This window comes from Pseudacidovorax intermedius (assembly GCF_001476815.1).
In the GTDB taxonomy this organism is placed as follows: domain Bacteria; phylum Pseudomonadota; class Gammaproteobacteria; order Burkholderiales; family Burkholderiaceae_C; genus Xenophilus; species Xenophilus intermedius_A.
This window is the reverse complement of record NZ_LDSL01000070.1, coordinates 55,840-74,447: the sequence shown is the minus strand read 5'-3', so window position 1 is coordinate 74,447 and position 18,608 is coordinate 55,840. Positions and strand designations below refer to the sequence as shown.

Below are 18,608 nucleotides of genomic sequence, written 5' to 3'. Positions count from 1 at the left end.
GCCGATGCGGCCATGGGCACCGCACGCGTGGGTGGGCGGGCAGTGGGCGCGGCGGCGGGCGCGGTTCTGCCGGGCGGCAACGACTGAAAGCGCCCGCGACAGCGGGTTGAGCTGCAGCGTGGCGCCCGCCCCGCGCGCCGCAGATCTATCAGGTGGAACTCAGTTGTCCAGGCGCTGACGCGCCCCCGCATGGCATGACGAGGCCAACGGCTCAATCAGCTGGCGGACAAGCTCGCGGCGCGCCGAACGGCCGCCATGCTTCTGGTCGAATCGCCGCGGAGCAGGCCAAGCCAGTGCACCCGCGGAACGGGCTTGGCCCGGCCGCCGGGTGCGCCCCTTGAGGGGGATTGGACTTCCATACGCATTGAGGAAGTCCAGACGGGGTGGGCTCATGTCATGGTGCCTCGACGCTGCGATTCTGCGACGAGCCGCTGCGCACCACGGACTGGTGGTCGTTCAGCACCGCGGTGAAAACCATGGGCGTGTTGGGCGGCTGCATCCAGCGCCATTCCCATTCGGTCTCCTGCCGGAGCGCGTAGCGCGCCACGTGCGCCGGCTTGCCCAGCAGCTTGCGCAGGTCCTCCATCGGCATGCCGGGCTGCACGCGGGCGAAGTTCTCGAGTGTGAGCACTTGGCGCAGCGCGCTCATCCGGCCGTCGGGGCCGATGGTGATCATGTAGTTCTTGCGCCCGGCCGGCTGGCGGTTGTATTCGAGGACGCGGCCGGCCGGCGAATCCCAGATGTTCTCGGGCTCGCCGAACTGGGCGCGCACGTCGGCCTCGGTCGCCACGCCCTCTTCCAGCCGGTCGATGCGCTGCGGGTCGCAGCCGGCCAGGGCGGCCAGCGCGGTGAATGCGGCGGCGATGCGCGCCGCGGTCCTGCCTGTGATCGTCACGTGTGCGTGGCCCCGTCGTTAAAATCGCGCCCCTCGTCCCGTCACAAGAAGCAGCACCAGTCTATGTCGATCTTCGGCCGCCCCCACTACACCTCCGACGCCACCCAGTTCATCGAGAAGCTGCGCGAACAGAAGCCCACGCTCGAAGCCGAGCAACGCGCCGGCCGCGCCCTGCTGTGGGACAAGCAGATCGACCGCCAGACGCAGGCCGAGTTCGAGGCCGCCGCCGTGTCGCAGCAGCCCTACGTCTACCAGACGAAGTCGCATTGAGCACCGCCTCCGCGCTGCCCGCCGCCACCGCGGACGACGACGACCGCCCCGCGGTCGCCGCCATGCCCGAGGTGGTGGACCAGGTGGCGCTGGCCCGCCTCTACGGCGAGCCGCTGTTCGCGCTGCCGAGCGACCTCTACATCCCACCCGATGCGCTGGAGGTCTTCCTGGAGGCCTTCGAGGGGCCGCTGGATCTGCTGCTCTACCTGATCCGCAAGCAGAACTTCAACATCCTCGACATTCCCATGGCGGGCGTCACCCGCCAGTACCTCGCCTACGTGGACGAGATCCGCAGCCGCAACCTGGAACTGGCGGCCGAGTACCTGCTGATGGCGGCGATGCTCATCGAGATCAAGTCGCGCATGCTGCTGCCGCCCAAGAAGACGGCGGACGGCGAGGAGGCCGAGGACCCGCGGGCCGAGCTGGTGCGCCGCCTGCTGGAGTACGAGCAGGCCAAGATGCAGGCCGCCGCCATCAACGCCCTGCCCACCTACGGGCGGGACTTCTGGAAGGCGCAGGTCTATATCGAGCAGTCGCTCAAGCCGCGCTTCCCGGATGTCAGCCTGGACGACCTGCGCCAGGCCTGGGCCGACATCCTCAAGCGGGCCAAGCTGGTGCAGCACCACAAGATCTCGCGCGAGGAGCTGTCGGTGCGCGAGCACATGAGCATCGTGCTGCGCCAGCTGCAGGGCCGGCGCTTCGTGGAGTTCGAGGCGCTGTTCGACGCCACGCGCGGCGTGCCGGTGCTGGTCGTCACCTTCATCGCGCTGCTGGAGCTGGGCAAGGAAACGCTGGTGGAGATCACCCAGGCCGAGGCCTTCGCGCCAATCTACGTCAGGCTGGCCTACGCGCCAAGCTGAGGCTGGCGTCCTGCGCAACGCGCGAGACGCAGCGCTGGCTCAGACTTCCTGCGTCGGCTCGCGGCCCATCAGCGCAGCCACCGCCTGCGCCGGCTGCAGGCAACCGTCGAGCAGGCCGACCACCGCCTCGGCGATCGGCATTTCCACCCCCAGCTGCCGCGCCCGCTGCACCACGGCCCGGGCGCAGTTGACGCCCTCGGCGACATGGCCGAGCGAGCGCACCGCCTCGTCCAGCGTCCGGCCCTCGGCCAGCAGCAGGCCGACGCGGCGGTTGCGCGACAGGTGGCCGGTGGCGGTGAGCACCAGGTCGCCCAGGCCGGACAGGCCCATGAAGGTCTCGGCCCGGCCGCCCAGGGCGATGCCCAGGCGCGTCATCTCCGCCAGCCCGCGGGTGATGAGCGCGGCACGCGCATTGAGGCCCAGCGCCAGTCCGTCGGCCAGGCCGGTGGCGATGGCCAGCACGTTCTTGACGGCCCCGCCCACCTCCACGCCCGTGACGTCGTCGTTGCCGTAGACCCGCAGCGCCGGCCCGTGGAAGGCCGCGACCAGGCGCTCGCGCACCTCGGCGTCGGCACTTGCCGCCACCAGGGCCGTGGGCTGCGCCTGGGCGACTTCCAGCGCGAAGCTGGGGCCGCTCAGCAGGCCGGCGCGCAGCTGCGGCGCCGCCTCGGCCTGCACTTCATGGGGAAAGAAGCCGCTGGCCGGCTCCACGCCCTTGCACAGCCAGGCGACCGGCGCGGCGCAGGCGGCCGCGGCCAGCGCCGCCAGTTGGGCGCGCAGGGCGGACATGGGCGTGCCGAGCACCACGAGGTCGGCATCGCGCCAGGCGACGCGGGCGTCGCCCGACAGGAGAAGGAGGGAGGGCGGGAAGGCCACGCCCGCCAGGTAGCGCGGATTGGCGCGGCTGCGCGCCATGTCCTCGACCTGGGCGGCGTCCCGGCCCCAGAGCACCACGCGGTGCCCGGCCGGGTGCGCTGCGGCGCTGATGGCCAGCGCCGTGCCCCAGGCGCCGGCACCGAGCACGCAGATGCGCATGGCGGTGCCAGCCTGGATCGCCGTCGCCGGCAATTACTGGGCGTTGGCCGGCAGGCCCTGGCCGGCGGCCTGGGCCTGCTGCTGCTCGTACATGGCCTGGAAGTTGATCTCGGCCAAGTGCACCGGCGGGAAGCCGCCGCGCTGAATGGTGTCGGCCACGTTGCCGCGCAGGTAGGGATAGACGATCTGCGGGCAGGCGATGCCCAGGATCGGGCCCATCTGGTCTTCCGGCAGGTTGCGGATCTCGAAGATGCCGGCCTGCTTGGCCTCGACCAGGAACACGGTGCGGTCGTCGATCTTAGTCTGCACGGTGGCCGAGACGCTCACCTCGAAAATGCCTTCGGCGACGTTCTGCGCCTCGACGCCCAGCTGGATGTCGACGGTGGGCTGGGTCTGCTCCAGCAGGATGGCCGGCGAATTGGGTTGCTCCAGCGACAGGTCCTTGAGGTAGACGCGCTGGATCTGGAAGACGGGTTCTGCGGCTTGTTGGTCGGCCATGGTGCTCAGGTGTGTGGCGATGCTCGGAAGCCGAGCGAGGGAGGTGGCCCGCGGGTGGCGGGCGCGAAAGCCCGGGATTATGGCCTGGGCCGCCGGGGCACTCCGCCGGGCGGAACCGGCCGGCCCGGCGGGCGCCCCAGGCGCCGGCGCGAGGCGCCCGGTGGCGGCGGCCGGCCCGGCCTGCGGTGCGGGGGCGTTTGCGTGGCGGGCGCTCAGGCGCCCTGCAGCAGCGGCACCAGGCCGCCGCGGCCGTCCAGCGCGATCAGGTCGTCGCAGCCGCCGACGTGGGTGTCGCCGATGAAGATCTGCGGCACCGTGCGGCGCTGGGTCAGCCGCATCATCTCGTCGCGCGCGGCCGGGTCGGCGTCGACGCGGATCTCCTGGATGCTGTCCACGCCCTTGGCCTTGAGCACCTGCTTGGCACGGATGCAGTAGGGGCAGACGGCGGTGGTGTACATCTTCACGGCTTGCATGGGATTCCTCGGGGGGCGTGTCGGTGGATGGCGGATCGAAGGGCGGCGGCCGGGCGCTCAGGCACCGGCCCTGGCGGCCACCTTCTCGACGGGCAGGTTAGCCTCGTTCCACGATTTCATCCCGCCGGCCACGGCTTGGGCCTGTTCGTAGCCGAGTTTCTTGGCCGTCGCCACGGCGCGGTTGGCGCGGGCGCCGGTGGCGCACAGCAGCAGCACGGGCAGCGCCTTGTTCTTGACCACGGCGGGCAGCTTCTGCTCCAGCTCGGCGAGCGGCACGTTGCGCGCGCCCACGGCATGGCCGGCGGCGAATTCCTCGGGCTCGCGCACGTCGATCAGCACCCCCTTCTGGCGGTTGATGACCTGCACCGCCCCCTGGGCGCTGAGCGAGCCCTTGCCCGCGCCGCGCAGCACCGGCCAGGCCAGCATGCCGCCCGAGGTCAGTGCGAGAAGGATGAGGGCCCAGTTGTCGAGGATGAATTTCACGGGAAGCTTCCGAGATGGCAAACCGGCAATTTTAGAATGGCGGTTTTACTCCGGCGACACGTAAGGACCCCATGCATAAACTGGTGCTGATCCGCCATGGCGAATCGACCTGGAACCTCGAGAACCGCTTCACCGGCTGGACCGACGTCGACCTGACCGACACCGGCATCGCGCAGGCCAAGCAGGCCGGCCGGCTGCTCAAGGAGCAGGGCTACGACTTCGACGTCGCCTACACCAGCGTGCTCAAGCGCGCCACCCGCACCCTGTGGCACGTGCTGGACGAGCTGGACCGCACCTGGCTGCCGGTGGTGCATTCCTGGCGCCTGAACGAGCGCCACTACGGCGCCCTGCAGGGCCTGAACAAGGCCGACATGGCCAAGCAGTACGGCGACGAGCAGGTGCTGGTCTGGCGCCGCAGCTACGACACGCCCCCGCCAGCGTTGGAAGCCACCGACCCGCGCAGCGAGCGCGGCGACCTGCGCTACGCCCGCCTCGACCCCGAGCAGGTGCCGCTGACCGAATGCCTGAAGGACACCGTCGCCCGCGTGCTGCCCTTCTGGAACGAATCCATGGCCCCGGCCATCCGCGCCGGCCGCCGGCTGGTGGTGGCCGCGCATGGCAACTCCATCCGCGCGCTGGTCAAGTACCTGGACGGCATCTCCGACAGCGACATCGTGGGCCTGAACATCCCCAACGGCATCCCGCTGGTCTACGAGCTGGACGACGACCTCAAGCCGCTGCGCCACTACTACCTGGGCGACGCGGCCGCAGCCGAAAAGGCCGCCGCCGCGGTCGCCTCCCAGGGCAAAGCCTGATTCACGCACACGGATGGAACCCGAGCGCCCATTTGTGCTTCCAAAGTCCGCGTATATTGAACGCCGATTTGGATGTGTGAACGGATCGGGTCTCCTGAAAGGACGATGCCCATGGGCCAGAAATTGAAGATCACCGGCTGGGTCGCCGCTGGCGCGGTCGCCGGCGCGCTGACCACCGTCTCGCTGCAGACGATGGCGCGCGGAGCCCTGGCGCCGCTGCCGCTCGAGGAACTGCAGCAGCTCGCCGCCGTGTTCGGCATGATCAAGAGCGACTATGTGGAGCCGGTCGACGAGAAGAAACTGATCTCCGACGCCATCTCCGGCATGGTGTCCGGGCTCGACCCGCATTCCCAGTATTTCGACAAGAAGTCCTTCAAGGAATTCCGCGAGGGCACCTCAGGCCGCTTCGTGGGCGTGGGCATCGAGATCTCGCAGGAAGACGGCCTGGTCAAGGTCGTCTCGCCCATCGAGGGCTCGCCCGCCTTCCGCGCCGGCCTCAAGCCGGGCGACCTGATCACCAAGATCGACGACACGGCCGTCAAGGGCCTGACGCTGAACGAGGCCGTCAAGCGCATGCGCGGCGAGGCCGGCACCAAGGTGCTGCTGACCATCTTCCGCAAGGACGAAAGCCGCACCTTCCCGGTGACGATCACCCGCGAGGAGATCCGCACCCAGTCCGTGCGCGGCAAGGTCATCGAGCCGGGCTACGCCTGGATCCGCCTGTCGCAGTTCCAGGAGCGGACGGTCGACGACTTCGCCAGGAAGATCGAAGAGATCTACAAGCAGGACCCGAACCTCAAGGGCCTGGTACTCGACCTGCGCAACGACCCCGGCGGCCTGCTCGACGCGGCGGTGGCGGTGTCGGCGGCCTTCCTGCCGCAGGGCGCGACGGTGGTGACCACCGACGGCCAGTTGGCCGAGAGCAAGCAGGTCTACAAGGCGATCCCGGCCGACTACCAGCGCCGCTCGGGCAGCGATCCGCTGCGCAACCTGCCGGCCGGCCTCAAGACGGTGCCGCTGGTGGTGCTGGTCAACGAAGGCTCGGCCTCGGCCAGCGAGATCGTGGCCGGCGCCCTGCAGGACCACAAGCGCGCCACGGTGATGGGCAGCCAGACCTTCGGCAAGGGCTCGGTGCAGACGGTGCGTCCGCTGGGCCCCGATACCGGCCTCAAGATCACCACCGCCCGCTACTACACGCCCAGCGGCACCTCGATCCAGGCACGCGGCATCGTCCCCAACGTGCTGGTGGACGACACGGCCGAGGGCAGCCCCTTCGCCGTGCTGCGCATGCGCGAGGCCGATCTCGAGAAGCACCTGTCCAGCGGCCAGGGCCCCGAGAAGAAGGACCCCGAGCTCGAGAAGCAGCGCGACGAGGCCCGCAAGCGCCTGGAGGAAGAAACCAAGAAGTCGCCCCAGGCCCGGATCACCCCCGAGTTCGGCACCGACAAGGACTTTCCGCTGATGCAGGCGCTGAACAAGCTCAAGGGCCAGCCGGTGGTCGCCAGCAAGACGCAGGTGATCGTCGAGAACAAGGAAGAGAAGAAGGAAAACTGAGGCGCTGCGCCGCCCGGCCCTTCACCATGACCATCGGCCTCCCGCGCGGAGGCCGATGTCTTTGGTGCCAGCCGCGGCGGCCTGCGCCCGACTCACCATGGACGACCAAGCCCTGCTGCGCTATTCGCGCCACATCCTGCTGGAAGAATTCGGCATCGACGGCCAGGCGCGGGTGTCGGCGGCCCATGCGCTGGTGATCGGCGCCGGCGGCCTGGGCTCGCCAGCCGTGCTCTACCTGGCCGCGGCCGGCGTGGGCCGCATCACGCTGGTGGACGACGACGTGGTCGACCTGACCAACCTGCAGCGGCAGATCGCGCACGCGATGGACCGCGTGGGCCAGGCCAAGGTCGAGTCAGCGGCGCACGCCATGCAGGCGCTCAATCCGGAAATCCAGGTCGCCGCACGCCGGGCGCGCGCCGACGACGCCCTGCTGGCCGAGCTGGTGCCGCAGGCCGACGTGGTGCTGGACTGCAGCGACAACTTTCGGACGCGCCACCGCGTGAATGCAGCCTGTGTCGCCCACCGGCGGCCGCTGGTGGCCGGCGCGGCGATCCGCTTCGACGGCCAGCTGTCGGTCTACGACAGCCGCTCGGCCGAGGGTCCCTGCTATGCCTGCCTGTTCCCACCGGACGCCGAGTTCGAGGAAACCCTCTGCGCCGTGATGGGCGTGTTCGCGCCGGTCGTCGGCACCCTGGGCACACTCCAGGCCCACGAGGCCCTCAAGCTGATCGCCGGCATCGGCGGCACGCTGACCGGCCGGCTGCTCATGTTCGACGGCCGCCAGAGCCGCTTCGACACGCTGCAGGTGCGCCGCGACCCGGCCTGCCCCGTCTGCGGCGGCCTGCACCGCAGCGGCACCGATTGATCAGCGCTTGACGGCCTGCGCGCGCTGGGCCGCCTGCGCGGCGGCGGGCGATTGCGGTGTCCGCGCTTCCGCGAGGGCGCCGGCGCAGTCGGCATCCTGGCCCGGCCCGGTCTCAACGGTGGCGGCCAGGGCAAGCAGCGGGTTGATGGCGCCGAGCGCCAGGGCCGCCGCGCCGCGGGCGATCAGCGGACCGGCCTCCACGCCCGGCTTGGGATCGCCGAAGTGGCCACGGACGAGCAGCGGCGTGCGCAGGCTCAGGATGCTCTTGTCCTTGGGCTGGGGGCGGATCACGAAGTCCAGCGTCTCGTCCTTGAGGCTGGCCTGCCCGGTGGCGGTGAACAGCGTGTCGTCGGTGTCGAAGAGCAGCGTCCGGCCGGTCATCACACCCTTGTTGACGTCGAAGGCCAGCGCTGCACAGCGCATGCGCACGTTCTTGTCGCCGCGCAGCAGGAATTCCAGCACCTCGCCGCCGTCGAGCCCCGCCACCTCCAGCAACAGGTTGCTGAACTGGCCCCGGCCGGTCATGGCGGCCACGTCGCCCGACGCGGCGCCCAGCCAGTTGGCCACCGACGTGCCCTGTCCAGCCAGGTTGATGCGGCCGTCGAGCCGGCCGAGGCTGCTCTTGGTGGATTCGATCTTGGGAATGAGCTGGTTGAGCTGCAGGGCGCGGATGTCCACCGCCATGCGGATGTCGGCCGGCTGCTTCGAGCCGTCGATGCGCACGGCTCCCTGGATGCTGCCGCCGGCCACGCCGAGGTCCAGCGGCTTGAGTTCCAGCACGCCGTTGTCGAGCACCACCTGGACGCTGCCGCGCTGCAGCGGAATCTCGCGCACGTTGCGGATGCTCTGCGCGCTGTAGCGCACGTCCGCATCCATGGCCCGCAGGCGCTCGAAGTCCAGCGGCGCGGTCGGCAGCACACGCACGTCGCCCCGGCTGCGCCTGGACTGTTCCAGGGTGGTCTGGGCCTGCACGCCTTCCACCGCCTTGGCCGAGCGCTCGGTGGGGGGAAGGCCGATCAGCGGACCCAGATCGTCCATGTCCATGACCTTGGACGCCAGGCTGCCGGTGAGTTTCGGCCGCTCGGCGCCCTGCGCAAAAGCCAGTTCACCGCCGATGTCGGACAGACCCAGCTTGCCGGCCAGCTCCTTGGCCTCCCAGGTCTTGCCGTTCTTGAGCAGGCGGCCCTCGACGCGATAGGGCGAGGTGTCGGGCAAGGCCACGCCGATCAGGCGATACAGGTCGCCAAGATTGCGCCCGCGCAGCTTGACCTTGGCATCGACGCCATCCAGCTCCGTCAGCGCAGCCATGGTGCCGACGGCATCCAGACGCGTGGCGCCGGCATTGGCATGGATCTCGAAAGGAAAGGGCGGCAGACCGGCCTGCGTGAGCAGCAGCACGTTGCCCGTGCTGCCATCCGCCGACAGCGCCTGGCGCTGGTAGCTGCCTTTCATGTTGTACGACAACGGCATGTCGCCCTTCTGCGGATCGAAGGCGAAGTCGACGCGCACGTCCACCCCCTGGTGCTCGGCCAGAAAGTCCAGATGCCCGCCGTCGACCTGCAGCAGCCCGATCTTCGGCGTGGTACCGCCTCCGGATTCGCCCTTGTCGGTCTTGCCGAGGGCCCAGGTCTTGCGCCCGTCTTCCTCCATCTGCAGGCCGATGCGCGGCTTGTTGAACACCAGCCGCGGAATAACGACTTCCTTGCGCAGCAGCGGCCACAGGCGCAGGTCGATCTCGGCCCGCTCCGCCCCGACAAGCAGCGGCTCGCGCGCCCAGGAAGGGTTGGCGAACTCAATGCCGTCCAGCGTGATGCTGGCCGTGCGGAAACCCGGCTTCACGTCCAGGCGGCGGGTGATCTCGAAACGCCGGCCCGTCTGCTCGCTGACGTAGCGGTTGATCGGACCGCGCAGCATGTCCCACGGAAAAAAGATGGCCAGCAGCACCAGCGCCACGATGAGCACGGCGAGTGCGATGACGACGTTGCGTGCCCACCGCGCCCAGCGCGGTAGCCCGGGCCCTTGATGACCAGGCGCAGAGGATGAAGCCGTACTCATGCCGGGACTGCGATGGTGCTCAAGGCCCGACGAAGAAGCTGAGCCAACTGCCGCCCTTGGCGCTGCCGGTGTCTGCGGTCACCGCATTGACCAGATGCAGTTCAGCCGACCCGGGCTCGCCCCAGACCACCACCAGTGCAGCCAGGACGGCCAGACCGCCTGCGAGGATGAAACCCACGATGCCCTTCATGTTGAACCTCTCGGATGCCTTCATGCGCATGGATGCAGGAAAGGAAAGCCGGCAGAGACCCAGAAAGCCGTGGACCCGAAAGTCCGCAGTGGCCGCTGACGAGCGTGTTGAACGATGGCAGTGAGCCTAGTTGGCGCGCCGGGAATCGTGGGTCGGCCACGCGCCGCAGGGCCTGTGCGCCGGAACCTACGGCGGCACCATCGGTGGGCTCCTACACCAACAGGACGGACTTGATTGCAGCCGCGGCCCCTGTCCGCTCCCTACGATGCCTTCCAGTTCAAGCACTCCGCCTCGTGCGATGCGCGCCCCCACCATCAAGGTGAAAAGGCGCACGGGCACTGGCAACGCACACCATGAGCGGCAGACTCAACACTTACATCGTCGAAGACAACGTCACCATCCGCGAGAACCTCGTGGGTACCCTGGAAGAACTCACGCCTGTCAACGCGGTGGGCTTCGCCGAGACCGAGAACGACGCCCGTGAATGGCTGCGCCACAACCGCAGCGACTGGCAACTCGCCATCGTCGACCTGTTTCTCAAGGAAGGCAGCGGCCTGGGCGTGCTGAACGCCTGCCGTGAGCGCCGGCCGCAGCAGAAGGTGGTGGTGCTGAGCAATTACGCGACGCCCGACATCCGCCGCCGCTGCGCGCAGCTGGGCGTGGATGCGGTCTTCGACAAGTCCAACGAGATCGACGCGCTGGTCGACTATTGCCTGGCCCAGTCGCAGCTGAGGTCGTCGGCCACGCACTGACCTTCACGCCCCAAAAATGAAAAGCGCCCGGCGATCCCGGGCGCTTTTCGCTGTGGAGCACCGGAAGCGGCAGCCAGGGCCGCTGCCGATCAATCGATCAGCTTGTTCTTCAGCGCGTAGTAGGTGAGGTCGCTGTTGGACGAGAGGTTCATCTTCTCCATCAGGCGCGTGCGGTAGGTGCTCACGGTCTTGACCGACAGCGACAGCGTCTTGGCGATCTCGCCGGCCGTCTCGCCCTTGGCCAGCTTCAGGAACACCTGGAACTCGCGCTCGGAGAGTTGCTCGTGCGGCGCGGCGTCGTCCTTGCGGTCCAGCTGGCGCGCCAGCAATTCGGCCACGGCCGGGGTGATGTAGCGGCGACCCAGGGAGATGGTACGGATCGCGTTGACGATCTCCATCGGATCGCAATCCTTGTTGAGGTAGCCGCTCGCACCCTGCCGTATGAGGTTCATCGCATAGTGCTCCTCGGGGTAGCCGCTGAGGATCAGAATGCCGACGTCCGGCGCCTTGGCGCGGATCATCGCCAGCGCGTCGATGCCGCTCTGGCCGGGCATGGAGAGATCCATGACCAGCACGTCCAGTTCGGTGGTCCTCACCAGTTCAATCGCTTCACGGCCGGTCGCGGCTTCTCCCACCACGCGCAAATCCACATGCTCGGAGAAAAACTGCTTCAGTCCGGACCGGACGATCGCATGGTCGTCCACAATGCCAATCTTGATCATTTGTTGCCTTTGTCGAGTCTCAGGGGACCCTTAACCTTTGCCAACACAGGTTAGTTGCAGAGCATTATTCAATAAATGACCCCCTGAAGCCCCTTCCACGCATGCTGAAACACAAGCTGTCGCTGTTGGCTTACAAGCGGAAGGCTTTGAGTCTGAGCCTTGCCATTCTGGCCGCCGTAGCCCTGGTCGCGTTCAATGAGTCCGGCTACCACCGCTCGAACCGCGCCCTCCAGGAAATCGGCCAGGCACAGGACGCACGCCTGTCGATCCATCTGCTGGTGCGGCACATCCTCGACGCCGAGACCGGCACCCGCGGCTTCATGCTGACCGGCGACCCCCGCTACCGCGAGCCCTATGACCGGGCGGTGGCGGAACTGCCTGCGCAGATGAGCCGGCTGCGTACCCTGTACGCCGACCGGCCCGTCGAATACGCGCACCTGCAGGCCCTCTCCAATCATCTGTCGCGCAAGCTGGCGGAGATGGAAATGAGCGTGCGCATGCTCAACAGCGGCAATGCCGATGCCTCGCGCTTCGTGCTCAGCACGGACGTGGGCCGGGAAGAAATGAAGGGCATCCGCGAGGAGGCCGACGCGTTGCTCGCGCTCAGCACCCGGTCGGTGGAAGACGGCCGCACCCAGATCGCGCAGGCGCTGGGCCTGGCGCGGGTGGGCATCGGGCTCATCGTGCTCGTGGCCCTGCTGGCCTTCGTGCTGTACCTGCGCCAGACCTCGGCCCTGCAGCGCGCCAACGAGCGCCAGCAGCAGGCCTTGCAGCGCGAGCGCAATTCGCTCGAGCTGGAGGTGCGCGACCGCACGGCCTCGCTCGCGGAGCTGGCCACCCACCTGCAGGAAGTGCGGGAAACCGAGCGCGGCTACCTGGCCCGCGAACTGCACGACGAACTCGGCGCGCTGCTGACGGCGGCCAAGCTGGACGTCGCGCGGCTGAAGTCGCGCCTGGGCGATTCACCGGAGGCGGTGCAGCGCCTGGCGCACCTGACCGAGCTGCTCAACTCGGGCATCGCGCTCAAGCGCCGGATCATCGAGGACCTGCGCCCGTCGTCGCTGTCCAACCTCGGCCTCGTGGCCTCGCTGGAAATCCTGGGCCGGGAATTCGCCGAACGCTCGGGCGTGCAGGTGGAAATGGCACTGGAGCCCGTGGACCTGGACGAGGCCCGGCAGCTGACCATCTACCGCATGGTGCAGGAAGGCCTGACCAACATCGGGAAGTACGCCCAGGCCGCCGAAGCGACGATCGTGCTCAAGGACTACGACAACCACGTCGAGGTCGAGGTGAGCGACAACGGCGCCGGCTTCGACACGCAGCAGCAGGCCACCCGCGCCAGCCACGGCCTGGCCGGCATGCGCCATCGCGTGCAGGCCGCCGGCGGCAAGCTGTCGGTGGAAAGCGGCGTCGGGCGGGGCACGCGCCTGCGTGCAGTGATGCCCAAGCACTGAGCGCTCGCCGCCCGTGCAGCAGGCGCCGCCGCATCGACGGCGCGGCCAGTCGCCCCTTTCCTACGCCCCCCGGACCCGACTGCTGACAGGGCCCGGGAGGCCCGCGCTCCTAAGCTTTCGCCATCGACAAAACCAGATGCGTCGACGCGCCAGAGGCACCTTGCCGCGGCAGTCCGGCCATCGATGCGAAAGGAGCCCGTCATGCTTCACTACACCGTTGTCTTCCTGGTCATCGCCCTGGTGGCCGCCCTGTTCGGGTTCGGCGGCATTGCTGCTGGCGCGGTGGGCATCGCGAAGCTGCTGTTCGTGATTTTTGCCATCCTGACGATTGCCAGTTTCGTCGCGGGCCTGTTGCGCCGTCGTTGACGCGCTAGCATCTTTTGGCGCCCGCTACGGCAGGCGCACCGTTTCTTTCTTTCGACAAGGACATGCACATGAACTCGACTGCCAAGACCGCTTCCCAACTCGCCGACGAACTGCGCGGCGCGGCCCAGGACGCCGCGGACAGCACCCGCAACTACGCCAAGAACGCCGTCGACGCGACTGGCCAGAAGGTGCGTAATCTGCGCGGTGAAGTCGAGCCGGCGGTGGAACAGATCGCCTCGCGCGTGCAGCAGGCCGTGCAGCGCGGCCTGGAGGCCGCGTCCAAGACCACCAGCCGTGCGCAGGAGCGCTTCGGCGAGGCGGCCAACGTCACCACCCGCTACATCGCCGACCAGCCCGTGCGCTCGGTGCTGATTGCCGCCGCCGCCGGCGCCGCCATCACCGCACTGATCGTGCTGGCCAGCCGCCGCAGCAGCGACGACTACTGATCGTTGGCGAGGCGCCGCACGAGCCCATGATTCATCCTGCATTCTCAGCGGCGCTCCGACATCCGGCGCTGGTCGGGCGCCACCTGCTCAATTATGCGGCCCTCGCACGCGTCGAAGTGGCCGAGGCCGGCCGGTCCGTCGTCGTGCGGCTGATCGGCGCGGTCGTGGCACTTCTGGGTGCGATCTTCGCCCTCGGCTGGGGTGGTGTGGCCGTCATGCTCGGCGTGCTCCACGGCCGTTTCGAATGGGTGCTGCTCATCGTGCCCGCCGTCGGCGTGCTGGTGGCCGTCATTGGCGCGGTGCTCGCCATGCGGCCGCCGCAGTTGCCTCTTTTCTCGGGATTGAAGGCGCAAGCCGCCGAGGATCTCGAACTGGTTCAAGCCCTCTCCGAAAGCAGCCATGCAGATCGATGACAGCCTGCAGGCCGACGTGCCGCTGACGCCCGAGCAGCGGCTGGCCCAGTCGCGGCTGGCCTTGCTGGAGGCATTGGCGCCCCCCGCCCCGCCGCCTCGCCGCGCGGGCGCACCGGCGGCCAAGGCTGCCACAACGTCCCGGGGCAAGTCGGTGCTTCGTAGCCTGCCCTGGCTCGACATGGGCCGCAACATGGCGCGCCGCTGGTGGCAACGCCATCCGCTGCACGCAGCCGGACAGCTGGCGCATCCCCTCATCCAGGGCTATGCGAGCCGACATCCCGCCAAGCTGATGGCCGGCGCGGCGGCAGCAGGTTCGCTGCTGGCCCTGACTCGGCCGTGGCGGCTGCTGTCGGGTACCGCATTGCTGGCCCTGCTCCTGCGCACCTCGGACGTGGCGGACTTGATCACCACGCTGACTGCCTCTCGCTCAGAACCATCCCCACGAAAGGAAATCCCATGAACGACACACTCGCTGCCCGCCAGCGGCTGGAACTCGACCAGGGCGCGATCGACGCTGCCGCCAAGAGCCTGGACGACGGCGCCGTGACCCCGAGTTACGGCCCGTGGCGCGACGACATCGTCAAGCTGCTCAACGACGCACTGGCCACTGAACTGGTCTGCGTGCTGCGCTACAAGCGCCACTACTTCACCGCCAAGGGCGTGGAATCGCCGGCCATCGCGGACGAGTTCCTGGTGCATGCCAACGAGGAATCGGCCCACGCCGACCGCATCGCCGAGCGCATCGTCCAGCTGGGCGGTGAGCCCAACTTCCAGCCGGACAGCCTGTCGAAGCGCAGCCACGCCGACTACGATGAGTCCAAGGACCTGCAGGCCATGGTGCGCGCCAACCTGAAGGCCGAGCGCATCGCCGTCGAAAGCTATCGCCAGATGGTCGCGCTGATCGGCGACAAGGACCCGACCACCCGCCGCATGCTGGAGGAAATCCTCGCGGACGAGGAAGAGCATGCCGACGAGCTGAGCGACTGGATGGGCAAGTAAGCCACCCGCCGCCAGCCAAGCAGGGCGCCGCTCAGGCGCCGACGATCCAGCCTTCGAGCGGATCCATCCGGGCCGGGAGTCCAAATCCCGGCCCTTCGCTTTCGGCGCGCGCCTCGCCCCAGGCCGCGAGCATCAGGCACAGCGCCGCGTCCAGTGCGTCGCCGCTGGCGTCGTCGACGAAGACTTGGCCCAACGCATCCGGAGCCTGCAGGCGCAGGCCGAGCCGACCTTCGCCGGCGCCGAGACGATGCAGAAGTTCGACGCGCGCCGCCTGCCGCTGCGGCGTCTGCTTGGCGCGTTCGTCGCTCTTGTAGCTGCGCGCGCCCAGCAGGTCGCGCGCCACCAGGCCGGGATAAGCCTCCAGCGCCACACGCGGCGCGCCGACCACGCCGCCCTGACCCGGCAGCCATGCGCCGGCGGCCAGCAGCCCCGGCACCCCGGCGTGCATCATCCAGGCCACCGGCGGATTGACCCATTTCATCGAAGGCGAGGAGCCGGCGGGCCGATCGGCCGCGCGGTGCGCGAACTTGCCGCCCACGGGCCGCGCCGCGCAGAAGGCGACGAAGCGCTCGCGCAGTTCGGCGCGGCCCAGGGCGGTGTAGGTGGCCATGCAGCCGGCCCAGTCCAGCGGCCAGCCCTGGGCGATGACGAACTCGCGCGGCAGTCCGAAGGGAAAGTCGAAGCCGCCGATCCAGGCCGGCACCTGCGCAAGGCGACCGGTCCAGGCGGACAACGTGGGAAAGCGTTCGAGCGCCTCGAGCATCACCGTGTTGCCCTCGCATCGGCCCCAGGCCAGGACGATGGGCTTGCGCCGGCTGGGTGTGCTGGAAAAGTCGCAGCCCAGCAGCCGCGGGCGGGCAGGCCCGGGACCGCTCATGGCAGGCAGCGGCCGGCGCCGATCAACTGCGGCCGACGATGGCGGCCGTGGCCATCAGCTCTTCGAGCAGGGCCAGCGACACCTTGCCCGAGACGGCATAGGGATCCAGCTCCGGCCGCTCGGAATACTTCAGCACCGTGGTGGCGTTGAGCTTGTTGAGGTTGACCTGGCCCATGGTCCAGCCACCGAAGCGGCGCTCCAGGATTTCCTCGTAGTGCAGCAGCACCACGTCCTTGTGGCGCGGATCGCGCAGGATGTGACCGTACAGGTTGTTGACGGCCATGCGGCCGCCTTCCAGCGCCTGCAGGAACATGCCGCCGCCGTAGCAGAGGATGCCGGTGATGCCCGAGCCCGTGTTGTGCGAGCGTCCGGTCGACAGGATGCTCTCGAGCGCCGCGGGCGACACGTCGACGGCACGGCTTGCGTAGAGAAGGCGCACGAGCATGGCATTCACCCTTTGCGTGGAAGCAGCGACAGGAATTCGCGGCGCAGGTTCGGGTCCTTGAGGAAGACGCCGCGCATGACCGAATTGATCATCTTGCTGTCCGTCTCCTTCACGCCGCGCCACTGCATGCAGAAATGCTCGGCCTCCATCACCAGGGCCAGGCCGTCGGGCTGGGTCTTCTCCTGGATCAGGTCGGCCAGCTGGACCACGGCCTCTTCCTGGATCTGCGGCCGGCCCATCACCCATTCGGCTAGGCGCGCGTACTTGGACAGGCCGATGACGTTGGTGTGCTCGTTGGGCATCACGCCGATCCACAGCTTGCCCATGATGGGACAGAAATGGTGGGAGCAGGCGCTGCGCACCGTGATCGGCCCGACGATCATCAGCTCGTTCAGCCGCTCGGCATTGGGGAATTCGGTGAGGTTGGGGCCGTGCACGTAGCGGCCGCGGAAGACCTCGTTGAGGTACATCTTGGCCACGCGGCGCGCCGTGTTGCCCGTGTTGTGGTCGCTGTCGATGTCGATCACCAGGCTCTGCAGCACGTCGCGCATCTTGACCTCGACCTCGTCGAGCAGCGCCTCCAGTTCGCCGGGCTCGATGAACTCGGCGATGTTGTCGTTGGCGTGGAAGCGATGGCGCGCGGCCTTCAGGCGCTCGCGGATCTTGACGGAGACGGGCGTGCCCTCGTCGCTCGCCGCAACGGCGGGACGGTCCTCGGGCTGGGCGGGGATCAACATGGGGCGGAATCGTAACAGCAGGGTTTTTTCATCACGGGCATGCGGCGCCCAATCCCACGTCCGGGCACAGGCCGCTGTGATCCGGGTGCCGTGCGGCGCGCGTCAAGCCGCACGCCGGTCCTGCAAGCTCAGTCGAGCGCGAACTCGGCCACCAGCGGCAGGTGGTCCGACATGCGCGACCAGATGCGTCCGCGCGGCACCGACAGCGCCACCGGGCGCAGTCCGCGGCCGTAGATGAAGTCCAGCTGCGCCAGCGGCAGCCGTGAGGGATAGGTGGCGCAGCGCGGCATCACGAGGTCGACCAGGCCCACGTCGTTCATCGCCGGGCGCATGCGCGCGCCCCAGTCGTTGAAGTCGCCGGCCACCACCAGCGGTTCGCCGGGCGGCACCTCGCGCTCGATGTAGCGGTGCAGCTGCGCCACCTGGCGCACGCGGCTGCCGCGGATCAGGCCCAGGTGCACGACGATGGCATGCACCGGCTGGCCGGCCACGGTCACCTCCACGTGCAGCAGGCCGCGCTGCTCGAAGCGGTGGTCGGACATGTCCTCGTGGCCATGGCGCACCACCGGCCAGCGCGTGAGCAGCGCATTGCCGTGCTCGCCGTGCCGGGTGTAGGCATTGGTTTCGTAGACCGCGCGATAGCCTTCGGGGCAGAGGAAGTCGGCCTGCGGCTGCAGCGGCCAGCGGGCGAAGCGGCGCTCGCCCTGGCGGTTGAGCTTGCGCACCTCCTGCAGGCACACCAGGTCGGCATCGAGCTGCTCGACGGCATGGCCGAGGTTGTGGATCTCCAGCCGCCTGGCCGGCCCCACGCCCTGCACGCCCTTGTGGATGTTGTAGGTGGCCACCCGCAGCGTCGACAGGGCGCCGAACGCGCTCTCGGGCTGCCCGGATTCGCTCGTGGCATGCGCAGCAGCAGTCATGCGCGAAATTGTGGCAGCAGCAGGATGGCTTCCGCGTTCGAAGGGGAAAAGCAGGCGTCGGCCGCTTCGCGCCAGGGCAGCCACTGCCAGGCGTCGTGCTCGCGCGGCGCGAGCACGGGCGTGATGGGTGCGGGCAGGCACAGGCCGAACAGGTGCTCGGTGTTGCGGGTCACGCCCGGCGCATAGCGGTGCAGCCAGCGCGGGTAGATGTCGTAGACGTTTTCCAGGCCCCAGTCCTGCAGCGACAGCGGCGTGCCGGGGCCGCAATGGATGCCGGTTTCCTCGGCCACCTCGCGCACGGCCGTGGCGGCCCAGCTTTCCTCGGGCCAGTCCTTGCTGCCGGTGACCGACTGCCAGAAGGCAGGCGCGATGCCGGCGCGGCGGATGAGCAGCACCTCCAGCGCCGGCGTGTGGATCACCACCAGCACCGACTGCGGGATCTTGAAGGCCGGCGGCGGTTCGTCCGTGGCCATGGTGTGCCGAC

Annotated in this window: 25 protein-coding genes; 12 read left to right on the top strand and 13 right to left on the bottom strand. The window is 68.9% G+C overall.

The window, feature by feature from the left end; all coding sequences use genetic code 11:
* Nucleotides 1-394 precede the first annotated feature (394 nt).
* Entirely contained in the window at nt 395-895 is a 501-nt protein-coding gene (locus NS331_RS12325; RefSeq protein ID WP_193758095.1) for an outer membrane protein assembly factor BamE, read from the bottom strand.
* A gap of 63 nt (nt 896-958) precedes the next feature.
* Between NS331_RS12325 and NS331_RS12320 the strand changes: the two genes are divergently transcribed.
* Both NS331_RS12320 and NS331_RS12315 read left to right on the top strand, forming a co-directional pair.
* Nucleotides 959-1,165: a DUF3460 family protein gene (locus NS331_RS12320; protein WP_058642276.1), complete on the top strand. Its 207-nt coding sequence runs from the start codon at nt 959-961 to the stop codon at nt 1,163-1,165.
* A 62-nt stretch (nt 1,166-1,227) separates the two neighbouring features.
* A complete protein-coding gene (locus NS331_RS12315; protein WP_058642287.1) occupies nt 1,228-2,025 on the top strand; it encodes a segregation and condensation protein A in 798 nt (265 codons plus the stop codon).
* Between the two features lie 39 nt (nt 2,026-2,064).
* Here NS331_RS12315 and NS331_RS12310 read toward each other — a convergent pair whose 3' ends face one another.
* The 4 genes from NS331_RS12310 to NS331_RS12295 form a co-directional block, all read right to left on the bottom strand.
* A complete protein-coding gene (locus tag NS331_RS12310; RefSeq protein WP_058642286.1) occupies nt 2,065-3,060 on the bottom strand; it encodes an NAD(P)H-dependent glycerol-3-phosphate dehydrogenase in 996 nt (331 codons plus the stop codon).
* A 33-nt stretch (nt 3,061-3,093) separates the two neighbouring features.
* The gene (secB, locus tag NS331_RS12305; protein ID WP_017761773.1) at nt 3,094-3,558 is read right to left on the bottom strand and encodes a protein-export chaperone SecB; all 465 of its coding nucleotides are present in this window, start codon (nt 3,556-3,558) and stop codon (nt 3,094-3,096) included.
* Between the two features lie 212 nt (nt 3,559-3,770).
* Complete coding sequence (grxC, locus tag NS331_RS12300) at nt 3,771-4,031, bottom strand: glutaredoxin 3 (RefSeq protein WP_017761772.1); 261 nt, start codon at nt 4,029-4,031, stop codon at nt 3,771-3,773.
* Nucleotides 4,032-4,088: 57 nt separating this feature from the next.
* Nucleotides 4,089-4,514, bottom strand: a complete 426-nt coding sequence (locus NS331_RS12295; RefSeq protein WP_058642275.1) for a rhodanese-like domain-containing protein — start codon at nt 4,512-4,514, stop codon at nt 4,089-4,091.
* 71 nt (nt 4,515-4,585) lie between these two features.
* Here NS331_RS12295 and gpmA point away from each other — a divergent pair, with 71 nt between their 5' ends.
* From gpmA to NS331_RS12280, 3 genes are all read left to right on the top strand, one after another.
* Complete coding sequence (gene gpmA / locus NS331_RS12290; RefSeq protein WP_058642274.1) at nt 4,586-5,329, top strand: 2,3-diphosphoglycerate-dependent phosphoglycerate mutase; 744 nt, start codon at nt 4,586-4,588, stop codon at nt 5,327-5,329.
* Between the two features lie 111 nt (nt 5,330-5,440).
* Nucleotides 5,441-6,883, top strand: coding sequence for a S41 family peptidase (locus NS331_RS12285; protein WP_058642273.1), 1,443 nt, complete (start codon nt 5,441-5,443; stop codon nt 6,881-6,883).
* 97 nt (nt 6,884-6,980) lie between these two features.
* Nucleotides 6,981-7,748 (top strand): HesA/MoeB/ThiF family protein, encoded by a 768-nt coding sequence (locus NS331_RS12280; RefSeq protein WP_058642272.1) that lies wholly within the window; start codon nt 6,981-6,983, stop codon nt 7,746-7,748.
* Here the strand turns inward: NS331_RS12280 and NS331_RS12275 are convergent, their stop codons facing one another.
* A complete protein-coding gene (locus tag NS331_RS12275; protein ID WP_440589383.1) occupies nt 7,749-9,710 on the bottom strand; it encodes an AsmA family protein in 1,962 nt (653 codons plus the stop codon).
* Nucleotides 9,711-9,822: 112 nt separating this feature from the next.
* Nucleotides 9,823-9,993 carry a hypothetical protein gene (locus NS331_RS26675; protein ID WP_193758094.1) on the bottom strand — a complete coding sequence of 57 codons (171 nt, stop codon included), beginning with the start codon at nt 9,991-9,993 and terminating at the stop codon, nt 9,823-9,825.
* A gap of 353 nt (nt 9,994-10,346) precedes the next feature.
* Here NS331_RS26675 and NS331_RS12265 point away from each other — a divergent pair, with 353 nt between their 5' ends.
* Nucleotides 10,347-10,745, top strand: coding sequence for a response regulator transcription factor (locus NS331_RS12265; protein ID WP_058642270.1), 399 nt, complete (start codon nt 10,347-10,349; stop codon nt 10,743-10,745).
* Nucleotides 10,746-10,834: 89 nt separating this feature from the next.
* On the opposite strand, the gene NS331_RS12260 is transcribed toward NS331_RS12265, so the two are convergent.
* A complete protein-coding gene (locus NS331_RS12260; RefSeq protein ID WP_017761764.1) occupies nt 10,835-11,467 on the bottom strand; it encodes a response regulator in 633 nt (210 codons plus the stop codon).
* Between the two features lie 101 nt (nt 11,468-11,568).
* Between NS331_RS12260 and NS331_RS12255 the strand changes: the two genes are divergently transcribed.
* From NS331_RS12255 to NS331_RS12235, 6 genes are all read left to right on the top strand, one after another.
* A complete protein-coding gene (locus tag NS331_RS12255; protein WP_058642269.1) occupies nt 11,569-12,921 on the top strand; it encodes a CHASE3 domain-containing protein in 1,353 nt (450 codons plus the stop codon).
* 201 nt (nt 12,922-13,122) lie between these two features.
* Nucleotides 13,123-13,287, top strand: coding sequence for a DUF1328 domain-containing protein (locus tag NS331_RS25520; RefSeq protein ID WP_082702426.1), 165 nt, complete (start codon nt 13,123-13,125; stop codon nt 13,285-13,287).
* Between the two features lie 68 nt (nt 13,288-13,355).
* Nucleotides 13,356-13,733 carry a hypothetical protein gene (locus tag NS331_RS12250; protein WP_058642268.1) on the top strand — a complete coding sequence of 126 codons (378 nt, stop codon included), beginning with the start codon at nt 13,356-13,358 and terminating at the stop codon, nt 13,731-13,733.
* A 26-nt stretch (nt 13,734-13,759) separates the two neighbouring features.
* On the top strand, nt 13,760-14,146 hold the full coding sequence (locus NS331_RS25515; protein ID WP_082702425.1) for a hypothetical protein: 387 nt from the start codon (nt 13,760-13,762) through the stop codon (nt 14,144-14,146).
* Nucleotides 14,133-14,606, top strand: coding sequence for a hypothetical protein (locus NS331_RS12240; RefSeq protein WP_058642266.1), 474 nt, complete (start codon nt 14,133-14,135; stop codon nt 14,604-14,606). The genes NS331_RS25515 and NS331_RS12240 overlap by 14 nt, the downstream gene beginning before the upstream one ends.
* Nucleotides 14,603-15,145 (top strand): ferritin-like domain-containing protein, encoded by a 543-nt coding sequence (locus NS331_RS12235; RefSeq protein WP_058642265.1) that lies wholly within the window; start codon nt 14,603-14,605, stop codon nt 15,143-15,145. The genes NS331_RS12240 and NS331_RS12235 overlap by 4 nt, the downstream gene beginning before the upstream one ends.
* Nucleotides 15,146-15,176: 31 nt before the next feature.
* Here the strand turns inward: NS331_RS12235 and NS331_RS12230 are convergent, their stop codons facing one another.
* The 5 genes from NS331_RS12230 to nudB all read right to left on the bottom strand — a co-directional run bounded on the left by NS331_RS12230 (nt 15,177) and on the right by nudB (nt 18,597).
* Nucleotides 15,177-16,022: a DUF429 domain-containing protein gene (locus tag NS331_RS12230; protein ID WP_058642264.1), complete on the bottom strand. Its 846-nt coding sequence runs from the start codon at nt 16,020-16,022 to the stop codon at nt 15,177-15,179.
* A gap of 22 nt (nt 16,023-16,044) precedes the next feature.
* Nucleotides 16,045-16,467 carry a BLUF domain-containing protein gene (locus NS331_RS12225; RefSeq protein ID WP_058642284.1) on the bottom strand — a complete coding sequence of 141 codons (423 nt, stop codon included), beginning with the start codon at nt 16,465-16,467 and terminating at the stop codon, nt 16,045-16,047.
* Between the two features lie 5 nt (nt 16,468-16,472).
* Nucleotides 16,473-17,204, bottom strand: coding sequence for a GTP cyclohydrolase I (gene folE, locus NS331_RS12220; RefSeq protein ID WP_058642263.1), 732 nt, complete (start codon nt 17,202-17,204; stop codon nt 16,473-16,475).
* A 128-nt stretch (nt 17,205-17,332) separates the two neighbouring features.
* Entirely contained in the window at nt 17,333-18,124 is a 792-nt protein-coding gene (locus NS331_RS12215) for an endonuclease/exonuclease/phosphatase family protein (protein ID WP_082702424.1), read from the bottom strand.
* Nucleotides 18,121-18,597 (bottom strand): dihydroneopterin triphosphate diphosphatase, encoded by a 477-nt coding sequence (gene nudB / locus NS331_RS12210; protein WP_058642262.1) that lies wholly within the window; start codon nt 18,595-18,597, stop codon nt 18,121-18,123. The genes NS331_RS12215 and nudB overlap by 4 nt, the downstream gene beginning before the upstream one ends.
* Nucleotides 18,598-18,608 lie beyond the last annotated feature (11 nt).

Excerpts from the sequence above, each read along its gene's own strand:
- NS331_RS12320 (WP_058642276.1), top strand. The coding sequence starts at position 959 with ATGTCGATCTTCGGCCGCCCCCACTACACCTCCGACGCCACCCAGTTC.
- NS331_RS12315 (WP_058642287.1), top strand. The coding sequence starts at position 1,228 with ATGCCCGAGGTGGTGGACCAGGTGGCGCTGGCCCGCCTCTACGGCGAG.
- NS331_RS12310 (WP_058642286.1), bottom strand. The coding sequence starts at position 3,060 with ATGCGCATCTGCGTGCTCGGTGCCGGCGCCTGGGGCACGGCGCTGGCC.
- secB (WP_017761773.1), bottom strand. The coding sequence starts at position 3,558 with ATGGCCGACCAACAAGCCGCAGAACCCGTCTTCCAGATCCAGCGCGTC.
- grxC (WP_017761772.1), bottom strand. The coding sequence starts at position 4,031 with ATGCAAGCCGTGAAGATGTACACCACCGCCGTCTGCCCCTACTGCATC.
- gpmA (WP_058642274.1), top strand. The coding sequence starts at position 4,586 with ATGCATAAACTGGTGCTGATCCGCCATGGCGAATCGACCTGGAACCTC.
- NS331_RS12285 (WP_058642273.1), top strand. The coding sequence starts at position 5,441 with ATGGGCCAGAAATTGAAGATCACCGGCTGGGTCGCCGCTGGCGCGGTC.
- NS331_RS12280 (WP_058642272.1), top strand. The coding sequence starts at position 6,981 with ATGGACGACCAAGCCCTGCTGCGCTATTCGCGCCACATCCTGCTGGAA.
- NS331_RS26675 (WP_193758094.1), bottom strand. The coding sequence starts at position 9,993 with ATGAAGGGCATCGTGGGTTTCATCCTCGCAGGCGGTCTGGCCGTCCTG.
- NS331_RS12265 (WP_058642270.1), top strand. The coding sequence starts at position 10,347 with ATGAGCGGCAGACTCAACACTTACATCGTCGAAGACAACGTCACCATC.
- NS331_RS12260 (WP_017761764.1), bottom strand. The coding sequence starts at position 11,467 with ATGATCAAGATTGGCATTGTGGACGACCATGCGATCGTCCGGTCCGGA.
- NS331_RS12255 (WP_058642269.1), top strand. The coding sequence starts at position 11,569 with ATGCTGAAACACAAGCTGTCGCTGTTGGCTTACAAGCGGAAGGCTTTG.
- NS331_RS25520 (WP_082702426.1), top strand. The coding sequence starts at position 13,123 with ATGCTTCACTACACCGTTGTCTTCCTGGTCATCGCCCTGGTGGCCGCC.
- NS331_RS12250 (WP_058642268.1), top strand. The coding sequence starts at position 13,356 with ATGAACTCGACTGCCAAGACCGCTTCCCAACTCGCCGACGAACTGCGC.
- NS331_RS25515 (WP_082702425.1), top strand. The coding sequence starts at position 13,760 with ATGATTCATCCTGCATTCTCAGCGGCGCTCCGACATCCGGCGCTGGTC.
- NS331_RS12240 (WP_058642266.1), top strand. The coding sequence starts at position 14,133 with ATGCAGATCGATGACAGCCTGCAGGCCGACGTGCCGCTGACGCCCGAG.
- NS331_RS12235 (WP_058642265.1), top strand. The coding sequence starts at position 14,603 with ATGAACGACACACTCGCTGCCCGCCAGCGGCTGGAACTCGACCAGGGC.
- NS331_RS12230 (WP_058642264.1), bottom strand. The coding sequence starts at position 16,022 with ATGAGCGGTCCCGGGCCTGCCCGCCCGCGGCTGCTGGGCTGCGACTTT.
- NS331_RS12225 (WP_058642284.1), bottom strand. The coding sequence starts at position 16,467 with ATGCTCGTGCGCCTTCTCTACGCAAGCCGTGCCGTCGACGTGTCGCCC.
- folE (WP_058642263.1), bottom strand. The coding sequence starts at position 17,204 with ATGTTGATCCCCGCCCAGCCCGAGGACCGTCCCGCCGTTGCGGCGAGC.
- NS331_RS12215 (WP_082702424.1), bottom strand. The coding sequence starts at position 18,124 with ATGACTGCTGCTGCGCATGCCACGAGCGAATCCGGGCAGCCCGAGAGC.
- nudB (WP_058642262.1), bottom strand. The coding sequence starts at position 18,597 with ATGGCCACGGACGAACCGCCGCCGGCCTTCAAGATCCCGCAGTCGGTG.